Genomic DNA, 19,056 nt, shown 5'->3' on the forward strand with positions numbered 1-19,056 from the left:
AATGGTAATAAGCGCTTGACAATTCAAGAAGCTTTTAATAATATTTGTAAAGAACATTTTATCCCTTGTTTAAGAATTCTGTTATGGGATTAGTTTACCGATATAAAAAATATTTTTTTGAAACTGATTGTTAATGATTAGACTATGCCGGGATTAAAGGATTTTAAACACGTAGTCCTGTACGGATTTATCTTAGCGGTCCTTGTTTTTTTGCTGAAATGGCTGCAATGGGAATTCCTGATTGTAGAAAATGCTATTGATATATATGCTGGCCTGCTGGCCGTATTTTTTACGATTTTAGGTATATGGATAGCCACACAGCTTGTAAAACCTAAACTTCAGACCGTGGTGGTTGAAAGACCGGGCGCCGGGCAATTTTGCAGGAATGAAGCTGAACTGGAAAAACTAAATCTGAACCGCCGGGAACTGGAAGTCCTTGAACTGCTGGCCAGGGGTTACAGCAATTCCGACATCGCAGATAAGCTGTTCCTTTCATTAAGTACCATTAAAACCCATGTATCCAACCTCTATGCTAAAATGGAGGTAAAAAGCCGTACACAGGCTGTTGATAAAGCAAAGCGGCTAAAAATCATCGAATAACTGCCTCATACTTTAGTGCCGAACATGGGCAAAACTCCCTTTTGGTACTAAAGTATGATAACAATTTTCGGCAGCTATATTAGCTTTGTCCAATGGATACAAGGTGTTACCGACCGCTGTTCCAATAACAAACATATAGACACATGAAAAAAATAGTATTGATTTTTGGACTGATCATAGGAACCATCTTATCGGCGAACATGCTAAATATGGTAACGATGATCTATAATGGAAAGGACTTTAAAGGAAATGATGTTGTAGGCTATGTAGCGCTGGTTGTTGTTTTTTCTATTATCTTTTTTGGGATTAGAAATTACAGGAATAAGCGGCTTGAAGGTCAGATCACCTTTGGCCGGGCATTTAAAACAGGCGCCCTGATTGCCTTTGTTGGCTCCACAGTGTATGTAATAATATGGCTTTTTTATTATTACCTGTTTGTCCCGGATTTTATAGATGCTTATACGGCATGCGTTCTCAAAAACTGTACAGCTTCTGACCTGCCAGCTAAAACAGCCCAGATGGCAGAATTTAAAGAGATGTATAAAAACCCAGCGTTTGTGGTGCTGATTACCTATTCGGAAGTACTGCCTGTTGGTTTGGCAGTTGCCTTGGTAAGCGCCTTGATCCTAAAAAATAAAACCGTAAATAAATAGATATGAAACAACAGATCACAACATTTTTGACCTTCCAGGAGAACAATTCCGAACAAGCCATGAATTTCTATGTAGGCTTGTTTGAGAACTCAAAAATAATTGATATCCAGCGGTACGATAAAGCAGGCCCGGGCAAGGAAGGCTCAGTTATGAAAGCCACATTTGAACTGAACGGCAAACAATTTATTTGCAGCGACAGCTTTGTGAAACACCAATGGAACTTTACTCCTGCCATCTCCAATTGGGTAGAATGTGAAAATGACAAACAGCTTGAAACACTGTTTAAAAAACTGTCTGCAGGTGGAAGTGTTATGATGCCGCTAGACAACTATGGCTTTAGCAAAAAATTTGCCTGGGTTGCGGATCAGTTCGGCATCTCATGGCAGTTAAACTTTCAATAACAGGAATTGCACTATTCTATTATTATACTTAGAACTGATGCTGCTCCGCAATGGCAAAGAAGAGTGGATATTCGTTACTTTTATCCACGCACCAGTTAAAATACAACAGGCGAGATCACCAAAATTGCGGTGTGGATATTGGAAAACACCAAGCAGGTTGTGGAACCAGCGGGCATATGCATCCTGCATGTGTGGGTCTGCGCGAGAATCTGAACTTGAAGGGTGTGAAGAACTTCCGAGAGTAGCGCAATTTCAGCGCATAAAGTATAACACCACGCTCAGCTCTATTACTTTTCCCAGGGAGCTTCTAAGTTTACTAATGGCTTTTCTGATGTGTTGCTCCACAGTGTTTTCTGATATGTTTAGCTTTGCGGCGATCTCTTTATTGGATAGAAACTCTTTTCTGCTTAAGATAAATACCTCCCGACATTTTAAGGGTAGCTGATCAATTTCCTTATTGATATGGATTTCTAACTCTTTACTTTCTATCTGTTCAATGACCGAATAATCATCAACCTGCGTCTGCTTTGATATATGCATTTCATATTTATTGCGTACAAGTTGATTTCTGTAATGATTCAGGACCTGGTTTTTTAAAATTACATATAGATAGGCACGGATCGAAGTACTGGTTTCAATAGATTTCTTATGCTCATACAATTTTACAAACGAATTTTGAACCAACTCTTCAGCTATTTCCCTATTGTTTGTTTTAGAAATTGCCAGTCTCATAAGTGGTATTATATGCGTTTTATAAAGTACGGAGAAAGCTTGGTCGTTTCCCTTTTTCCAGGAATCAATCAAATCGGCTTCGTTATATATTGTATGATCTTTGATGGTTTAATTTATTTGGTTTTCATCTAAATATATAAAAAATAGCTTTATTTTTTTTGATCGGTATTTTTATCCTATATTTTTTGATAAAAGTATTGATCCGGCAAAAGAAATGCAGATGAAAGCAAATGATGGGACGAATGGTAAAAATGTTTAGAATGTCAGTACCTGATGCCTGGCCTTCAGACGTTCTGTAAGTTTGGTTAAATTTATCTTTTGCACCTCCACCTTTTCTTCCAGAGCTATGGCTGCAGCTATACCCGCACTTTCTCCCATCACCATCCATGCAGGCTCAACCCTCAAAGAGGAAAAAGCTACATGCGAGGACGAAGCGCATACTGGAACCAGCAGATTGTTGCATTCTGTGGCCTTAGGGATAATGCTCCTATAAGGAATCTGGTATGCTATGCCTCGTCCTTCAACCCTGGTCTTAGCCGGAAAAATCGTTCCTTCGTTAATGAAACCACCATCCGGTGTGGCGATGCGCTGGCAGTCATGGGAGTCGATCGGGAAGGATCCAATCCCGATAGGGTCGGGTTTTTCACGTTTTTCCAGAATATCCTTTTGCGTTAAAAAATATTCGCCAACCATCCTCCTGGCTTCCCTGACATATAGTACCGGTGGAAAATGACCATACTGTGCAAACTCATTTTTCGCATAACCGAGCTGTGCCATTCGTTGTCTTACCGTTTCCGGAACTGCCGGATCAGTCATCAGGAAGTACAAAAGGCCTTCGGTATACAGGCGGTGTTTGTCCCATATTTCCCGTCTGCGTTTTGGATTGGCATCGGGGTAATCCCAGTTTTCTCCAACCAGCCCCGTCGATAACTGTCCGCCGATGCCATTATTCCCATCTAATTTATTGCCGGGAAGCGGATAAAGGTCGAAAGGGATGCCACTTTTGGGCGACAATTTATAGAAGCGCCTGAATAGTTCATATTGGTTAGCATTATAGCCTTCAGGCTTGGTAAAAGGAATCCTGTTGCTCGGGTCTTCCGACAGGCACAAACGAAAACTGTAGGTCATGATACGGTGGTCGCCCTGTCCTTCTGGTGTTATACTTGTTCCGCTGATCAGGGGTAGCTCTTGCTGCCGGGCATCCAGGGGGGATACCGCCACCGCTTTTTTCTGATAAACAGCTCCGGCAAAGGATTCTCCAAATTCATTTCTGCCTTCACGGCCTACACGATAACTTACACCAGCAGCCGCCACAAGATCCCCCTCATAACTGGCATCAATAAAGACACTGCCTGCAAACACTTTTCCAGACCTCATCTTAACGCTCTGGATTGCCTTTTGCTTTAATTTTGCAGATTTCAATGTTTCATTGAGCACCACCTGAACTCCGGCTTCTTTTAACATGGTGTTAAAAACAAGCTCAGCAACGTGTGGCTCATAGGTCCAGTGTTTGGTGTCTTTCTCTGCTACCCGGTAGTTCAGCGTTATGCCGCGGTCTCTATATATTTTTTCCACGCGTTTATGAAATTCTTCAAAAAGACCACCTAAGGTGGATCTGAACATCTGGTTTGAATCACTAAAACCCAGCCCTCCACTCATCATTCCGCCCGCTATGCCAAGGGGCTCAATCACTACCACAAATTTTCCTTCACGCGCGGCTGCAATAGCCGCCGTAATTCCTGCAGGTGTAGCTCCATAAACCACCACATCATATTTTTTTTCGGGTTTCCAGGAACAGCAAAGGGAGAGTAACAGTATAGCTATATAAACTCGTGATAAAATAAGCCCATCTTTACGACCCAACCAGTACCTGCTTCTTAATTCTTTATTTTGATCCATAATTTGCTAGTTGTATTTCTTATGATACTATGTTTACATCAAAAGCCCCCCACGTTATTCTATTTCAAATAGTTTTTCGAGTGGAGTTATTATCGGAGAATAATCAGGATTTGTATACATGATATCAGACATATATTTCCACCATCGCTGCACAATTGCATTACTTCCTAAATCCTGAGATGAATTTGTACCAGAAATTTTCTGAACCCCAAAAAGGGTATTTGATTCTTCATCAAAAAAGATAGAATAATCGCTAACACCATTATTTTTCAACAGGTCGACCAAGTCTTCCCAGATTTCTTCATGTCGCTTTTTATATTCAGCTTTAAAACCGGGCAAAAGTTTCATTTTGAATGCTATTTTTTCCATATTTTCAGGTTTGTTTAATAACAATTAATTTATAAATGCGGATAGATTGTATGTGCCTTTGTTGAGTTCAAGCCAGCCTTTTTTTCTGAATTTAAGCATTAAGGTTTCGGGCAGTCTTTTATTATTGACCGTGATTTTTTTAATCCGGTTAACCTCAAATGGAAAGTAAATTTTTAATGGCGAGGGGGATTCAATAAGCTGATTAAACTCCTTTTTACTTATGAAAGTATTTTTAACCGATATTAAACCTGCAACACTGCTTACTGTTGCGCTACAACTGGTTAAACCACCCATCTGAGGCGCAATTTTAATGGTGTCAAAAGCTAACGAAGCAGGTGCTATTCCCGCAACATATTGAGACATCAAAATTAGCCCGCCACCACTCCAGGCATGATTGTAAGAACCTCCTCCAAACCCATTTGCCCCTATCTTCCATCCTTCCCACAGCGTAGTTAGTCTGCTGTTAACCATTGACGTATAACGTTTCTTTAGCCGCGCTAATGCGGTCTCTGCATATCCCATTTTAAACAGGGCTTCCAAAACATATTTTTCCATATACGGACTGGCGTGTTCTTGCGTTAGAAAAACGTTCTTCAATAGTGGGTACTTAGCTGGTGCTGCCAGGGCTGCCAGTACAACCAGCGCATTTGACCTGTCATCTGTTTTTCCTGTGTAACCGGGAGAGCGATAAGCTTCGCCTGTCCAGAAATAAGCATTAAAGTTTTTTTCAATTACAGTCATTTGATTTTCAGCCCACTTTACTTCTTCTGGTTGATTTAGGGTTTTTGACATTTCTAAATAACCTTTGCAAGCAAGGTAATACCAGGCATTGGACATCAGATCTATATCAATGTTGCTCCCCCAGTCTCCCCAGTTCCACCCGCCTTTCCGGGAAATAACCAGACCGTTGTCGCCAATTTTCCATACATTTAGATATGCCTTTACACCGGGATACACTGCTTTTATAGTATTCAGATCTCCGGAATAAAAACAATAGGTCCAAAAGCCATAATATCCGACACTGGTCAGCATTTGTATGGGAAGTTCCAGGTCAAAATTACCGGCGGGCATCGGAGAGAACAACGTTCCGTCAGATCTCTGCCAGCCCATCAACTCATCGATGCCTTTTTTGGCCAGCAAATTTGCATCGGGATCTAAAGCATAAAAGGACTGGGTTAATTCAGCTACCTCATCTCCCCACCATTGGGCGCGCTCACGATCCGGACAGTCCATATAACTGTCCCTCATGTTCAGATAAAGTGTCCGTGATGACTTTTCCCAAAGCCGGTTGTAAAACGGATCATTACAGTTAAAGCTACCCGCAAATGTGGTATTATATCCTGTTTCCCGGTATCCCAACGATAGTACTTTAACCGATTTTGGGATCACAAACATCAGGATATGCCCATTCATCCAGCCCAAAGATTCATACACCTGTACACCTGCTTTCGTAGTATATGATGCTCTGACATTGTTTGCGGAACCTCCAAAATAATTATCGGTAAACATTTCAATTGTTTTTCCAGATACAGCTTCTACTTTTAAACAAGGCGTAAACTGCATATTGTAAGGCAACTTAATTTTTATTGTATCCCCCGTTGCATAAAACGGAAAGTTCATATTAAAGTTCATAATGCCATAATCTTTCCATTGAGGAATTGGCCGTTTAACCAGCTTATTCCAGGGCAAACAACCTGCCTGACCAATTACAAGAGGTTTTCGCCAGGCCTTATCGTCATAAGAAACAGCAGTCCAATTGCCCAGTTCTAACCGGGCGTCATAAATTACATTAGACTCTGACAGGCGATAGTTGGGCTGACTGCCATGATATGCCTTGAGATAAGCTGGCACAACAGTACATTTCCAGGATGCATCAGAACAAACCTTGGCCTGTTTGTCCATATCAAGTTGAAAAAGCAGACCAGCTCGGCCGCTGGAGTTATGAGAAAAACCATTTTTACCAAAGTACCAAAGCAATACAGCAAGGGTATTGGTACCCTTTTTTAAGTATTTTGTAAGGTCTACCTGGTCATAATAGGTATCCCTGGAGTTTGGGCCTCGCTTTAAACCGCCCTCAAATACCACTAATTCTTCGTTGATGTACAACCAGTATTTAGAATCTACACTAATATTTAAGATTGCCTTGACAGGTGTTTCATCTAATTCCACCATTTTTCGGAAAGCGATCCAGGAATTACTTTGGTCTTGCGCTATATCACTGGTGATCCAGCTCGTCTTGTTACTAAACTGTGTTAAATCCTGCGATACGGCGGTAAAACTGCAACAGGCCAGCAGGCAGACGGTGATAAAACTAAATGGAAAATTCAAATTCATCATCAAATTATTTATTACTGATTAGCTGACCATTGATGATTTTTACAGGAGTAACCGTTCCCTTTTTTAGGGTCAATTGCTTACCGTGTAAATCAAACTGACAGTCTTTCCAGGCAGTAAGACTCAAATTTGCATCTCTGCCATTAATTTCACCATCCAGGTGTACGCCCAGTATTGAGTAAACCCGTGTTAAGTAAACACTTCCTTTCCAGGGATTACATTTCGAGATTTCCAGTTTATTGAACCAGTCGTCTACCAGGTTGCAGATTAAAGACTGCACTACAAGTGCATTTGTAGTCGTATAAAAACTGGCACTATAAGCACTGCTGGTTTCATACAATTGGATCCATTCCTCATCTGTATAATCGGCTTTTCTTAGATTGCCCCAATCCTTTTTCCATCCATCTACATCACCTACCCTTGAACCCGCCAGCAAAAACGTTCCAAGGGTCCATCCATAAAAATGGGGTTTACCGGCATCCTGGGTAATTTCATATCTTTTCTGATATGCAGTTAGTGAAGCCGGATCGGCCTGTTTGTTAACAGGTAAAAAGACTAGATCATTCAACTGAACAGGATGTTTTTGCTTGCCCAAATCTTCATCTCTGCCCGCTTTATTGGTAAAATATACCCCTTTAGCCGATTTTAATGTCGGGAATGAAAGGCCATCCAACAATATCTCCCTGTAAATCCCATCAGGATCTAAATTGAGTTCTACTGCTTTTTGAAAACAATATTTAGCGCTAAAAAGGGCACATAAATAATCTTGCTGATTGGCCCCTCCCATTTCATCCTGTCCCATTGAAGGTGTGATGTACAAATGCCAGTATCCATCTTTTCCTTTTTTTGCTATATTCTTGTAGAATAACGCAGTCTGTTTAATCAGTTCCTGGGCGTATCTCCTGGTCCAGACTGTGTCGTTCACAAATTTTGAAGTTTCATAAGCCATCCTGCATAAATATCCCGAATTATGAACCTCGTAATTAAAAATATTTGGTGGTGCTGGTGTGTGGTAACCTTTAAAAGTACCATAAGGAAAAACCCAGGGGCAAAATACACCATCTATGCCATAAAGCCGTTTGGTATAATCCTTCATGCCTTCAATGTCCGCGGCAAACTGTTCTACCCAGGCTTTTGCAATCTGGATATTCCCGGTGCTGAGTAAAGCTGAATGGATATAAGAAAGGTCTTGCGGAAAAGAAAAAGGCCACAAGTTCCCAGTAAAGCCCATAGGAACGGGAAATCCTTTTTTATCCTCATTAACAGTAGAAAGTATCAATCCCATAGACCTTACCCATAACTGCTGCGCATTTTCATCTGGCAGCATGATTGTACTGGTTTGGGCCCATTTGGTATTCCACCAGCTTACTGTTCTGCTTTTTGACACTCCTATACCCGCTGAAGCGGGACGACCATAAGCAAGCTGTATCCAGTTTCTTCCGGAATGTAATTTTACAACCAACTTGTTCCCTTTTACAATTGTGCTGTCATTTGTCGATAAAAAAACAGAAGACCTAATGTCCATACAGTTTAGTTGGATCTCGATATACTTTGCATGCTTAATGATCCTGGCTGTCTGGATTACTTTTTGACCATAATGCACACTTAGGTTTTCCATGGGATCAATAATGACATCAGCAGTCTTACCTTCAACATCAATTGTAAAACCTGACAAGTCCCTGTCGAGCTGATCAAACCAGGTTTCAACAGCAACTTTACCTTTGTCAGTCTCAAAACTTGTTTTAAGCAAGCCATCGTAAAATGACTGGCACTGATGATAACCAACAACAGCGGCAGGCTCTTCATCCCAGTAAATTCTAACTGTAGGTATTAAATAGTCAGCATTAAATTTAGCCCGCACCCAATGGCCAATGTGCATATGCTGCGTTTGTCCAAACTTGTTGGTATGCTTTACATGATTTGGATTATTGTGCAAACCCAATGCGCCATATGAACTGCCAAACCGGCCGTTTCCCTGGTAAAGATTAACCCTGGCTGTATCGGTAAAACTTGTCCGGATTACGTTCCCCGCGGCAATCATTTCTGCAATCCTGCCATTAAATTTTTGTGCATAACTGCTAAGCATCCACACCGGTGCCAGTAAAAAATAAACCGCCGTAAGTTTTAAATATTTCATTTAATTACAGGTCCCGCTTATCAATTTGTTGTTGTTACAGATATTGCCGGTTTGGATAGTTGTTGAAGCACTATGGTAGTTGGTCACCTTAAATACATAACCGCCCCCTAGTGAACAACCAATTTCATTGTTGGTAATGGTACTATTACCGCTACAATCAAGCGGGGTTTTATAATCACCCAGCCAGATATTTGCCCCCATATGGCTACCAGTGTATCCACCTGTAGGGCCGGAATAGCCTGCATTATATACCTTATTCCACATTATCGTATAACCATAGCCAGAAACATGTATGCCATGGTTACGGTTGTTATAAATCAGACAGTTGGTAATAACTATATTCCGGTTGGTCGTACCTGTACCTACGTGGTAAGAAGTAATGGCATCCTGGGTTGCAGCCGCCCGCCCGGTATCATAAATGGTGTCTTTATTTATGGTAATGTTTTTCGCAGAAGCTTGTATACCTATTCCTGCCTGTGCGGATACGGCCATATTATTGTGTGAAATCTCAATATCCTGACCGTAAACAGATATCATCTGTCCTCCCTGAACGGTGTTTTCTTCAGTCGCATCGCAACCGGCACGTCTCAACTGACATCTGGTTACCGTCACATTGTTGGCTACTATATAAATCAGCGTTGAAGTTCCTCCAGGTATCCGCTTGCCGTTCTGAACAGTGATGTTTATCAATTGTGCACCATCTGCTCCGGTAGGTATAAAAATGCCATTGGTTGGCATCCACTTCAAATCAATATTAAAATGCAGTAAAATGGAATTTGACGACATGCGGATAAACTCATGGTTACTTCCCGCATCATTATAGCTGGCGGCGTCAATTTTAACCAGCGCTTGTGTACCCGTGCCCGTTTGGGATATCCGTGCATTGGCCGGAATAAACAAACGTCGCTTACACATGTATGTAGAACCTTTTTGCAAATAAAAAGTATTTGGCTGAGCAACTGACCCGCCAGAATACGTGGCCAGATACCAGGCAATACTACCTGTAGTGGCGGCGTTCCCATGGTCGGTAATCGTATCCGCGGGTATGGTATAGCTTGATCCAACCGTAGCCAAACTTGAGGTGCTTCCGGTTAGCAGTTTAGCCAACTTTCCCCCCTCGGCTAAGGGCGTATCGGATTTAAGATTTGCTAGTTCACGCTTACAGGAGCAGAACACTGTAGCTGCAGCCAGGAGCACTACGGCTACTGACCCATTGAAATGGTTTGTTTTCATATTTTAGGTTTATAATTGGTCAGACAGATTCAATATATTATCTATAAAATCGGATACTATGCTTTGCCTTTAATGCGTTCTTTTTTGAGCGTAAAGACAGATGATAAATTGTTTTACCCCAAATCACCAGACCGGGGTCTGTGTTCGGCTGTTTTTTTACAACTGCTTCAAAAATTTGAGGATCAAACTTGATATGCAATGCACCTGAATCAGCGAGAACCAGTGTTAATAAGCCCGGGCTCATTAAGCGCGCAGGAACTGCTGTAACGAAGTTGAGCTCAAATGGCACCCGATATTCTTTTAGCTCATATTCCTCGGTTAAATCAATACTGCTGTCAGAAGAATTAAATTCAAGTTTTCTGATCCATTTGTTAACCGCAGCGGCTTTGGGATAAGCAGGTGCCAGGTCCATTGCCAGGGTATTGCGATGTCTGTTACCCGTAAATGATACATTTCTGGCGCTAAATGATGTTCCCGGACTTTGTACACTTCCATTAATACTCGGGCAATTGTGCCAGTCTGAATTGTAAACCCACAGTTTGTACCGCTCCGGGGTAAATGTTTCCCTGGTATATCTTGCAGCTCCTAAATCAACTAAGGCAGGTAATCCATTCAGATATATGATAAAACTGCCCACATCATTGTGGTTGTGGCTTTCTCCATTATTTCCAGCCTTAGCAGCCATAAACAGTCCATTTTTACTGCCAGGCATTTCCCTTGTAAACAATACCTCCAGATTTGGCAACCAATTATTTTGAACCATGGGTGCCCTGGCCGGGATGCCTTTCAAGTAATTGTGTAAAGAAATGTTATTTAAAAATACATTGAGCTGGTCAAGACCAAAGCCCTGTTCGTCCGAATTGGAGAGCTGAAATAAGTAAGCAGCAAACTGTTGCAGCTTTTCATCCTTAAAAATAAGCCCGCCTGTAAAAACGATTGCAGGGTCAGGAACCAAATTTGCAGGCGCATCAGCAAAGTTAACAAACCAGCGGTCAGCGATGTGCGCTTTATAGATATATGCAGTAATGTTGTGCATGAGTTCGTTATTGCTCCAGTTAAGCCTGTTTTTTGAAACTTCAGTTAACAGGTTAACATATTCAATTAACCTCCCCCCTGCAGCGCCCCAGTACCCCGGTCCTTCATCGCAACCACCATCAGCAGGATAGCTGTTGATAAACTTATCGGCGCTATTTATATTCTTATCGATGACTTGCTGACGTTTTACCGGATCTTCAATGGCCAGCAATGCTGTCAGGAGTATATTGGTATTTATCCATATGTTCCAATTGTTCATTTTACGTTTGGGATCCTGAAAGCCCATCCACCAGAAATCGTTACGCTGTAAATAAGGAATGAGGATACGTCGGTTTAACTCATAGTCTATCCGTTTGATCAGAATTGGCGAAATTTCATTTAGTTTTGGCTTCATCAAAAACTTTATCCAGGACAATAACATTGATGTTTCTCCGGCAAACAGGTCGATTACATCCTCGTTAGGATCGGGTAAGCCAGCTCCCTCTTTTTGTAAATACATGTGCGCAGGCAGGGCCCAGGAACTCTCTTCCAGGATCAGCCACAATCCGTTTACAATTTCAGGAAGATACCTGCCTCTTCCATCTATCAGCTCTGCAATAACCAATCTGTTCAGCTTTTTTCGCCTCGTAAAATAAAGGGTCTCATATATCGAACGGTTACCAGCCGTATTGAACAGCAGATAATCAGTTGCTTTAGCTACTTCCCATGGTGTTTCCAGCACTTTATGTGCAGTGGATAGGATATGCGCTTTTACTGCATCCGGAACTGATGCCAGATTCCTGTCAATGTTTATTTTTCTAAGCGCTTTCCAGGAACTTACATCCAGGCTTGCAGCCCCACCTTTCATGCGATATACCTTATCTAAAAAATTTCGCTGCACAATTTGCGCATAGGTTACATTACCGGTAAAAAGACTCCAAAAAAGTGCAGCGATGATACCGACAAATCCTTTCCTTAATTGCATAATATTGTTCATATAGCACAAAAAGTTAAAATAACTAATTAGTTACAGGCCAATCGTCTGTACGAAACGAGGAAGCGGGAAACCCACTGCTATTAAATAAATCCCCGATTACAAAATCCATAAAAGCATAACGCACGGCCACTGGTTTTTTGACCATACTACTGCGCACTTTCACACCCTTATCTGTAATAGTAGCCTGGGCTGGAAAAAAAAGCCTGTCTGCTCCAGCAATTTCAAATAACCTCAGCTCCTTGCCGTTTGAGGTCAGTCCCTCCTCAGCATGTTTGAAAGTGAGAAATGCAGAATTGCCCCTGATGGTCATCGCTTTGTATATTGGTCCCGTATCAGAAATCTCTTTCATCCCATACGATCTGCTTAAAGCCAGATAGGCAAGTCTTGTACCAGCACTTTTCTTATCCCCAGGGTGGATCATTTTCTCTTCACCCACATCCATGAGTATAGCCATCCCAGTATTGGGAACCCTATCTTCCGCTTTCATCTGGGCTTCCCTGATGTAAGCCGAACTGAGTCCTTTCCCTCCCTTCGGAAAATAGCTGAAAGGTGCAATCTGTAAATAATAGAAAGGAAAATCACCTATTCCCCAACGTAGCCGCCAATCCTTTACCATGCTTTCAAATAGCAAAGGGTACTGCACCGGATTGTTTCTGTTTGATTCTCCCTGGTACCAGATTGCACCTTTTATACGATATCCAATCAGGGGGTACAACATATTGTTAAACAATATGGTCGGGGTTTGCTGGGGTAATTTTATGGAGTCTGCTGTCTTAGGGATTTTAACGCTTTGAAAAGCTGAGAGTGCCTTTTCACTCATCCAGGTTTCAATGGTGCTCCCCCCCCAACTTGTTGTGATCAATCCTACAGGAATACCCAGTTTCTCCTGAAGCGTTTTTCCAAAAAACCAGGCGGTTGCACTAAAATTGGCTACTGTAGCTGATGAAACTTCTTTCCAGCTCCCTTTTACATCATCCTGGGTTCCCAATAAAGCAGACCGCCCTACATCAAAAAGGCGGATCTTATCATTCTTTGCATGCTCAATTTCCGCTGCCGAATCCTTTACAGGATTATCTGGAAAACCTTTTACCGGCATGGTCATATTGGATTGCCCGGAACAAATCCAGACTTCTCCAATCAAAATATCCAGTATGGTTAAAGCACTGCCATCACTAATTACCATAGTATATGGCCCCCCTGCAGTGGGTGTAAGTACAGGCAATCTCCATCTCCCATCGCTGCCAGCCCTGATGCTATTTTCCTGCCAATTCCATGAAGGTTTAACAGACACCACACTTCCCGGCTCTGCCCAGCCCCATATAACAATCTTTGTTTGTTGTTGCAGCACCATATGGTCTCCAAAAACCCCAGCCAATCTAACTTTTGAAGCGGCATTTATCTTTAACAACAAGCAGAAAAACACCAATAAACAGACTCTCATAACTTTATCATGTTTTAAGTTTGCGATACCTCAGCATAGCCTCCACATAATAATAATCAGCATAGCTTAATGGCACATCCACTTCATTCCCTGCCGGTAAAAAACCTACGCTATGCTTTAAAATGAATCCGCCATTGGTGCCTGGCTGAGCGAGATATTCCGGTGATGACAGCAGCCGGATCATATCTTCGGCCGCCTTTAAGTAAGTCTTGCCCATATCCCCTTCGCTAAATCCACTCAATTCTATCAACGCAGAACTCATTACAGCAGCTGCAGAAGCATCCCTGGGCGCAGCAGGTATGTCAGGCGCATTAAAATCCCAGTAGGGAATTTTATCAGCCGGCAGGTTCGGATGCTTCAAAATATAATCTGCAATATGCATGGCCATTTCCAGATATTTTGCGTCTCCGGTTTCCCTGTACATCATAGTATAACCATACAGGGCCCATGCCTGCCCTCTCGCCCATGCCGATTCATCACTATACCCCTGCTCGGTAAGTTTATTCAATACCTTTCCGTTTTGCGGATCATAATCTATGACATGGTATGTGCTGTAATCGGGCCGGAAATGATTTTTAATGGTCAGGTCAGCATGTTTTTTTGCAATTTTATAAAACCTTTGATTACCTGACAAACGACTGGCCCAGGTAAGCAGTTCAAGATTCATCATATTGTCGATGATCACCGGATATTTCCATGTTTCAGGCTTATGGTCCCAGGACCGGATCAACCCTACTTCGTCATGAAATCGCTGAGACAATGATGCAGCGCTGTTCAACAGAACAGGATCATATGCTTTGGTTTTAAACAATCTTTTTGCAGTCCCAAAACTACAATACATCATGAAGCCCAGGTCATGTGTCCCGGTATTGAACTGCTCCTTTTTCAATACTTCAAGTTTTTTCAAAGCCTCTGCCTTCAACTTTTTAACGCTATTGAATTCGTATAAAAGCAGTAGTGTACCCGGATAAAAACCGCTGATCCAACTGGGAGAAGTAGCGGTTAACAGCCTGTTGTGCTGATAGGTTCTGGGAAACAAGGTATCCGGGACCGTTTTAATCAGGTGCAGGTATTGGCTTGCAGCGCGCGATAAAGCTGAGTCTGTGATTTTCAATAATTCAGGATCGGCCTTCAGCACCTTGCCCTTTTGTCCCTTTAAGTCTGTCACATAAAAAAAGTATAATAAGGAGAGCAGACAGCAGGCACTGTTTATTTTATTTACCATCATCTGATTGAATATTTATTTAATGATTTTAACCTGCTTCGGGGCATCAACTGATGTTTTGATTTTCCCGTCAGGCATTTTTAAATGATTTACTTTTATTAATCCAAAGGGCGTAGGAAAGCTGCCCCTTACTGATTTCAGATCGCCAAGATGCGGCTCAATCTTAACAACTTTACATCCGGGAGCCATAACTTTTATGCCCAGTACATGGGTAGTAAGCCAGGAAGTGGGTCCAGCAGCCCAGCCATGTGCCAAACTGTGTCTGAGGTTTTTATAACAATAAGCCCCGTATGTTGCATGAACATCAATTTTATCTTTAGGAACAATTTCATCGATCCTTCCGGCATTTTCTTTCCAGGAAAGATCAAAATCCTCCCAGAAAGTAGTGGCACCTAAGTCCAGCATCCCGCCCCAATAGTCCCTGATATTATTTATAGCACCCTGATAGTCGCCGGCCATTGCTTTAGCCTGGAGCATATAGTAGCCATAAAAAGTGGAGAATCCCCCGGTATTGCTTTTTGACAGTACAGCATTAGCCTGTTCAGCCGGCAAAAGACCGGCTAAGGCAAGCAATGCAGCCGCTTGTTTGCTTTCAGCTATATCAGGGACATTTTTCTTTAAAATTGCAACAGCTTCATCACAACTTCGGGCAGTTTCAGTTTCCTTTAAAATATGGCACAGCTCCGATCCCGCCGTTAAGGTCATCACCAGCATGGCCTGCAGACCGGCATGTATAGCCGGTTTATTCTCAGAGGAAGGCCAATCCAGGAAACGATTGCCATCCAGGGCTTCCTTCCCGTCTTTTATTTTAGTCATCAACTGCTTCAAAAGCCCGACCAGGTACTGCCTTTGCAACTGCAGGTATTTCATATCTCCCTGATGAAGATACCAGTCGCGCTGAATAAGGACCCACCACATAGAATAAGAACTGATTCCATTCATCCATGCCGGAAGTGGTGTAGCCGCTTTAGCCAGATCCAGACTCATTGGAACAACTTCATTATAACCAAACACACTGTTGATCACCATCATCTCAGGGTGCGTATCCCCAATCCATACCAGTTTGTCACGTTTAATGCCATCCCATAAATATTGCTGCATATTTAAATGAACAGTATATGCCCCGGTTGCCCAAATTTGGTTTAAACGTTCGTCATTAGAATGAAAAGATCCCAGATAAGGAATATCCCTGTACATGAATATCGCATTTACTTCCTTTAACAAAAGTTCAGCATCAGCCTCGAGCAGGTCAATTCTAACAAATCTAAAGCCTGTGTTACCTACTTCCAGACCTCCCAGCCATGGCAATTCTATCATAAAGTCACGCATGGCATGATCATTAGTTGCACCGTCAGTACCACCTACATCAGACATGGCCTCAGTTACAGATTCTCCAAAACGAACCCTTACTTTCACGGGTGTTTTCGTTTTCATCAAACCAGTGGTAATTTGGAGGCCGCCAAAAATTTCTTTACCAAAATCAATTAAAAAACCTGTTTTAGAGTTTTTATCGTTTTTCAGCACCGTTAAATCTTTGTTGATCAGCTCGGCCTGGCCATTGCCAACTTTTAGCAGCCTGTCTGCATGCTGAAGGTATTTTCCCGTCGTGTCAGACTGCCATACCATCCTTTCCGGAGGTAAATAATAACGAACTCTCGGATCTTTTTTTATACCTTCCTTGTCTGACTTCTTAAAGGCCGGAGGCAACTGGGCATTCGTTGCACAGACAATGGCGCAGTTCAACAGCACAAGGAATACAGCATATTTATTCATTTGATAGTTTTTAATGGTTTATTGTTAAATACAAGAGGGATCTGTATAGTTTGTTGTCAAACAGCCTGTGTTTCCAGAAATAACAACAGATGAAGGTTGGTAGTGCTCCAGTCTTATGGAAGCTCCGCCACCCATAGGACAACTATCTACTCCATTTACATTCTTGAAGATATTGTTCTTTATCGTACAATCGGCAGAACAGTCTTGAACAGGATCCTTCTTGTAGTCACCAAGATAAATATTGGATCCTCCTCCGTTTTTACCTGAATTGTAGATTCTGTTGTTCTCTATATGAAAGCCTTTGCCGCTAACATGTATGCCATGATTCTGGCTGTCCCTTACGGTATTGTTGGTAATCCAGATGTTACGGTTTATCGGACCTGTGGAGGCTTCATTATGATAAGATGTTATTCCATCTGAAGTATATCCTGCAATTAGCGCCCGCCCCGTATCATTGATATAATTGCTATCAATAGTAACGTTGGTTGAGGAATGGATGCCTATTCCTGAAGAAGGCGAAATGGCCATATTATTTTTTTTAATCATGATATTACTTCCACCCTCTAAAATGATGAGATACCCCCTTCTGGAAAAATTAGACTCGTTGCCATCACAACCTGCCCTTCGCAATAAGCAGTCCCTAACAGTCAAATTATTACTATTGACTGAAGAGATCAACCTTGACTGTTCAATTTTTTTACTTTGATGAATGGTGACATCGATTAGTTGCACATCATTGGCATCTTTGATATACACGCCTCTTTGTGGTTTCCAATTAAGACGCAATTCAATGTGTACAAGTATAGAACCAGTATTCATTTTGAAAAACTCATTATCTGCGCCAGCAGCTGTCCAGTTTGCCGGATCAGCTTGTACTACGCCTTGGGCACCTGATTCACTGATCCGACCATAGGCAGGTAATGTAATCCTTCCCAAACAATTGTAGACCGTATCGCTTGTTAAAAAATAGGTTACAGGAGCAGCCGCGGTACCACCTCCATAGGTAGCAAGATACCAGGCAATACTGTATGGTATATCAGGGTTGGAATGGTTACTGATGCCTCGGTTTGAAATATAATGGGTATTGGAACTTAAAATGTTGACCAAACTTCTTTTATCCGAAATTTTCAGGGGACTCCCATTTTCCTGCATCAAATCTTTGCAGGAAACCAAACCAATCATTACTAATAAGTTAAAGCAAAATAACGGCATTTTATATAAATGATTTTTCATACTTTTTTCTTTAGCTGTTGCATATTTAATGAATGAACATAACCTATGGAAGAATAGTAATCGTCATTTCCTTGATTATACCTGTCTTTTCCGCTACATCCTGGTTAAATGCATGAAAAACTACCTTATAAACTCCAGGAGCTGTAAAAACATACTTATAGTCTTTTGGTGGGGATAGGGTAGTTATAGAGATGATTGGAATGCCATAATCAGAAAGCGATACCTGGTTTAATTTTACCGGTACTGAAACGATCCAGTCCTCGTTAGCCGCGTCGCCTATGTTACCTGCAGCCACCGTTACGGCTGTAGGGCTAAGTGCATTTGGTGTAAATGCCCATTGAAAAGATGGATTTATGACATCAACACCTTTAAACCCTGCCAGCCCTAAATTTGCGACTACGTTATTAACCGTACCGTCAGCAAGTGTATTGCTTACCACAAAACTGCTGATTGTCCACTGTCTTGGTTTCAAGGCATTACTCTCCGAAGCGTATCTGAACGCAAAATATACCGGTGTATTTTCGGCTGTTGCCTGGTCACTGATGTTAACGCTCCCTGACGCTGTTGCTGCTCCTGCCGCACCCGTGGCAGGATTAGGAGCAAGTACCGCTCTCGAGGTAATATCTGTCCAGGATGCTTTGGCAATGTTCGCCGGATCGTAGATTCCATTAAAATCCCTGGAAATCTTTAAGGATAAATTGTTATTCTGTGTACCCTGCCCGGCTGCAGTTGTAAATTGCAGGGTTTGTAAAACACCCTTTTCTGTCGCCCGGTCCCTATAAGCGTAATTACGTCCCTTTTCGCCACTCCAAAAAACAACATTTTCTGCATTCCCGCTAAATTTAAAGGTAACTTCCTCACCAGCTTTATAACTGACCGCATCTGTCTGCACATCAAACCGTGGAATTTCTATATCTTTTTTTTCGCATGCCAATAAGAACATCGTTAGTAAAAGCATGTTTAATCTTATACTTTCCTGTATTTTCATTTCCTGATATTTAAATAATTTCTTTCT

Annotated in this window: 15 protein-coding genes; 3 read left to right on the forward strand and 12 right to left on the reverse strand. The window is 41.9% G+C overall.

Annotation, left to right across the window (positions count from 1 at the left end; all coding sequences use genetic code 11):
• The first annotated feature begins 144 nt into the window (after positions 1-144).
• The 3 genes from B9A91_RS02305 (at position 145) to B9A91_RS02315 (ending at position 1,654) form a co-directional block, all read left to right on the forward strand.
• The gene (locus tag B9A91_RS02305; protein ID WP_084236809.1) at positions 145-600 is read left to right on the forward strand and encodes a response regulator transcription factor; all 456 of its coding nucleotides are present in this window, start codon (positions 145-147) and stop codon (positions 598-600) included.
• Between the two features lie 143 nt (positions 601-743).
• The gene (locus B9A91_RS02310; RefSeq protein ID WP_084236810.1) at positions 744-1,253 is read left to right on the forward strand and encodes a DUF4199 domain-containing protein; all 510 of its coding nucleotides are present in this window, start codon (positions 744-746) and stop codon (positions 1,251-1,253) included.
• Between the two features lie 2 nt (positions 1,254-1,255).
• On the forward strand, positions 1,256-1,654 hold the full coding sequence (locus tag B9A91_RS02315) for a VOC family protein (RefSeq protein ID WP_084236811.1): 399 nt from the start codon (positions 1,256-1,258) through the stop codon (positions 1,652-1,654).
• Positions 1,655-1,906: 252 nt separating this feature from the next.
• Here the strand turns inward: B9A91_RS02315 and B9A91_RS02320 are convergent, their stop codons facing one another.
• The 12 genes from B9A91_RS02320 to B9A91_RS02375 form a co-directional block, all read right to left on the reverse strand.
• Positions 1,907-2,458, reverse strand: coding sequence for an RNA polymerase sigma-70 factor (locus tag B9A91_RS02320; protein WP_159451620.1), 552 nt, complete (start codon positions 2,456-2,458; stop codon positions 1,907-1,909).
• Positions 2,459-2,641: 183 nt separating this feature from the next.
• Positions 2,642-4,285: an FAD-dependent oxidoreductase gene (locus tag B9A91_RS02325; protein WP_084236813.1), complete on the reverse strand. Its 1,644-nt coding sequence runs from the start codon at positions 4,283-4,285 to the stop codon at positions 2,642-2,644.
• Between the two features lie 54 nt (positions 4,286-4,339).
• Positions 4,340-4,654, reverse strand: coding sequence for an L-rhamnose mutarotase (gene rhaM, locus B9A91_RS02330; RefSeq protein WP_084239544.1), 315 nt, complete (start codon positions 4,652-4,654; stop codon positions 4,340-4,342).
• Positions 4,655-4,678: 24 nt separating this feature from the next.
• Positions 4,679-6,991, reverse strand: coding sequence for an alpha-L-rhamnosidase-related protein (locus B9A91_RS02335; protein ID WP_084236814.1), 2,313 nt, complete (start codon positions 6,989-6,991; stop codon positions 4,679-4,681).
• 4 nt (positions 6,992-6,995) lie between these two features.
• Positions 6,996-9,125 (reverse strand): hypothetical protein, encoded by a 2,130-nt coding sequence (locus B9A91_RS02340; protein ID WP_084236815.1) that lies wholly within the window; start codon positions 9,123-9,125, stop codon positions 6,996-6,998.
• Complete coding sequence (locus tag B9A91_RS02345) at positions 9,126-10,358, reverse strand: right-handed parallel beta-helix repeat-containing protein (RefSeq protein ID WP_084236816.1); 1,233 nt, start codon at positions 10,356-10,358, stop codon at positions 9,126-9,128. It lies immediately after the preceding gene.
• A gap of 37 nt (positions 10,359-10,395) precedes the next feature.
• Positions 10,396-12,369, reverse strand: coding sequence for a heparinase II/III domain-containing protein (locus B9A91_RS02350; protein ID WP_084236817.1), 1,974 nt, complete (start codon positions 12,367-12,369; stop codon positions 10,396-10,398).
• Between the two features lie 22 nt (positions 12,370-12,391).
• A complete protein-coding gene (locus B9A91_RS02355; RefSeq protein ID WP_084236818.1) occupies positions 12,392-13,810 on the reverse strand; it encodes a sialate O-acetylesterase in 1,419 nt (472 codons plus the stop codon).
• 7 nt (positions 13,811-13,817) lie between these two features.
• Entirely contained in the window at positions 13,818-14,978 is a 1,161-nt protein-coding gene (locus B9A91_RS02360; protein ID WP_235012432.1) for a glycoside hydrolase family 88 protein, read from the reverse strand.
• A gap of 72 nt (positions 14,979-15,050) precedes the next feature.
• Complete coding sequence (locus B9A91_RS02365; RefSeq protein WP_200815598.1) at positions 15,051-16,808, reverse strand: alpha-L-rhamnosidase-related protein; 1,758 nt, start codon at positions 16,806-16,808, stop codon at positions 15,051-15,053.
• 24 nt (positions 16,809-16,832) lie between these two features.
• Positions 16,833-17,990 carry a right-handed parallel beta-helix repeat-containing protein gene (locus B9A91_RS02370; RefSeq protein WP_159451621.1) on the reverse strand — a complete coding sequence of 386 codons (1,158 nt, stop codon included), beginning with the start codon at positions 17,988-17,990 and terminating at the stop codon, positions 16,833-16,835.
• A gap of 94 nt (positions 17,991-18,084) precedes the next feature.
• Positions 18,085-19,029, reverse strand: a complete 945-nt coding sequence (locus tag B9A91_RS02375; RefSeq protein WP_144008832.1) for a DUF5017 domain-containing protein — start codon at positions 19,027-19,029, stop codon at positions 18,085-18,087.
• Positions 19,030-19,056: the final 27 nt, after the last annotated feature.

Source organism: Pedobacter africanus, from assembly GCF_900176535.1.
Lineage (GTDB): Bacteria > Bacteroidota > Bacteroidia > Sphingobacteriales > Sphingobacteriaceae > Pedobacter > Pedobacter africanus.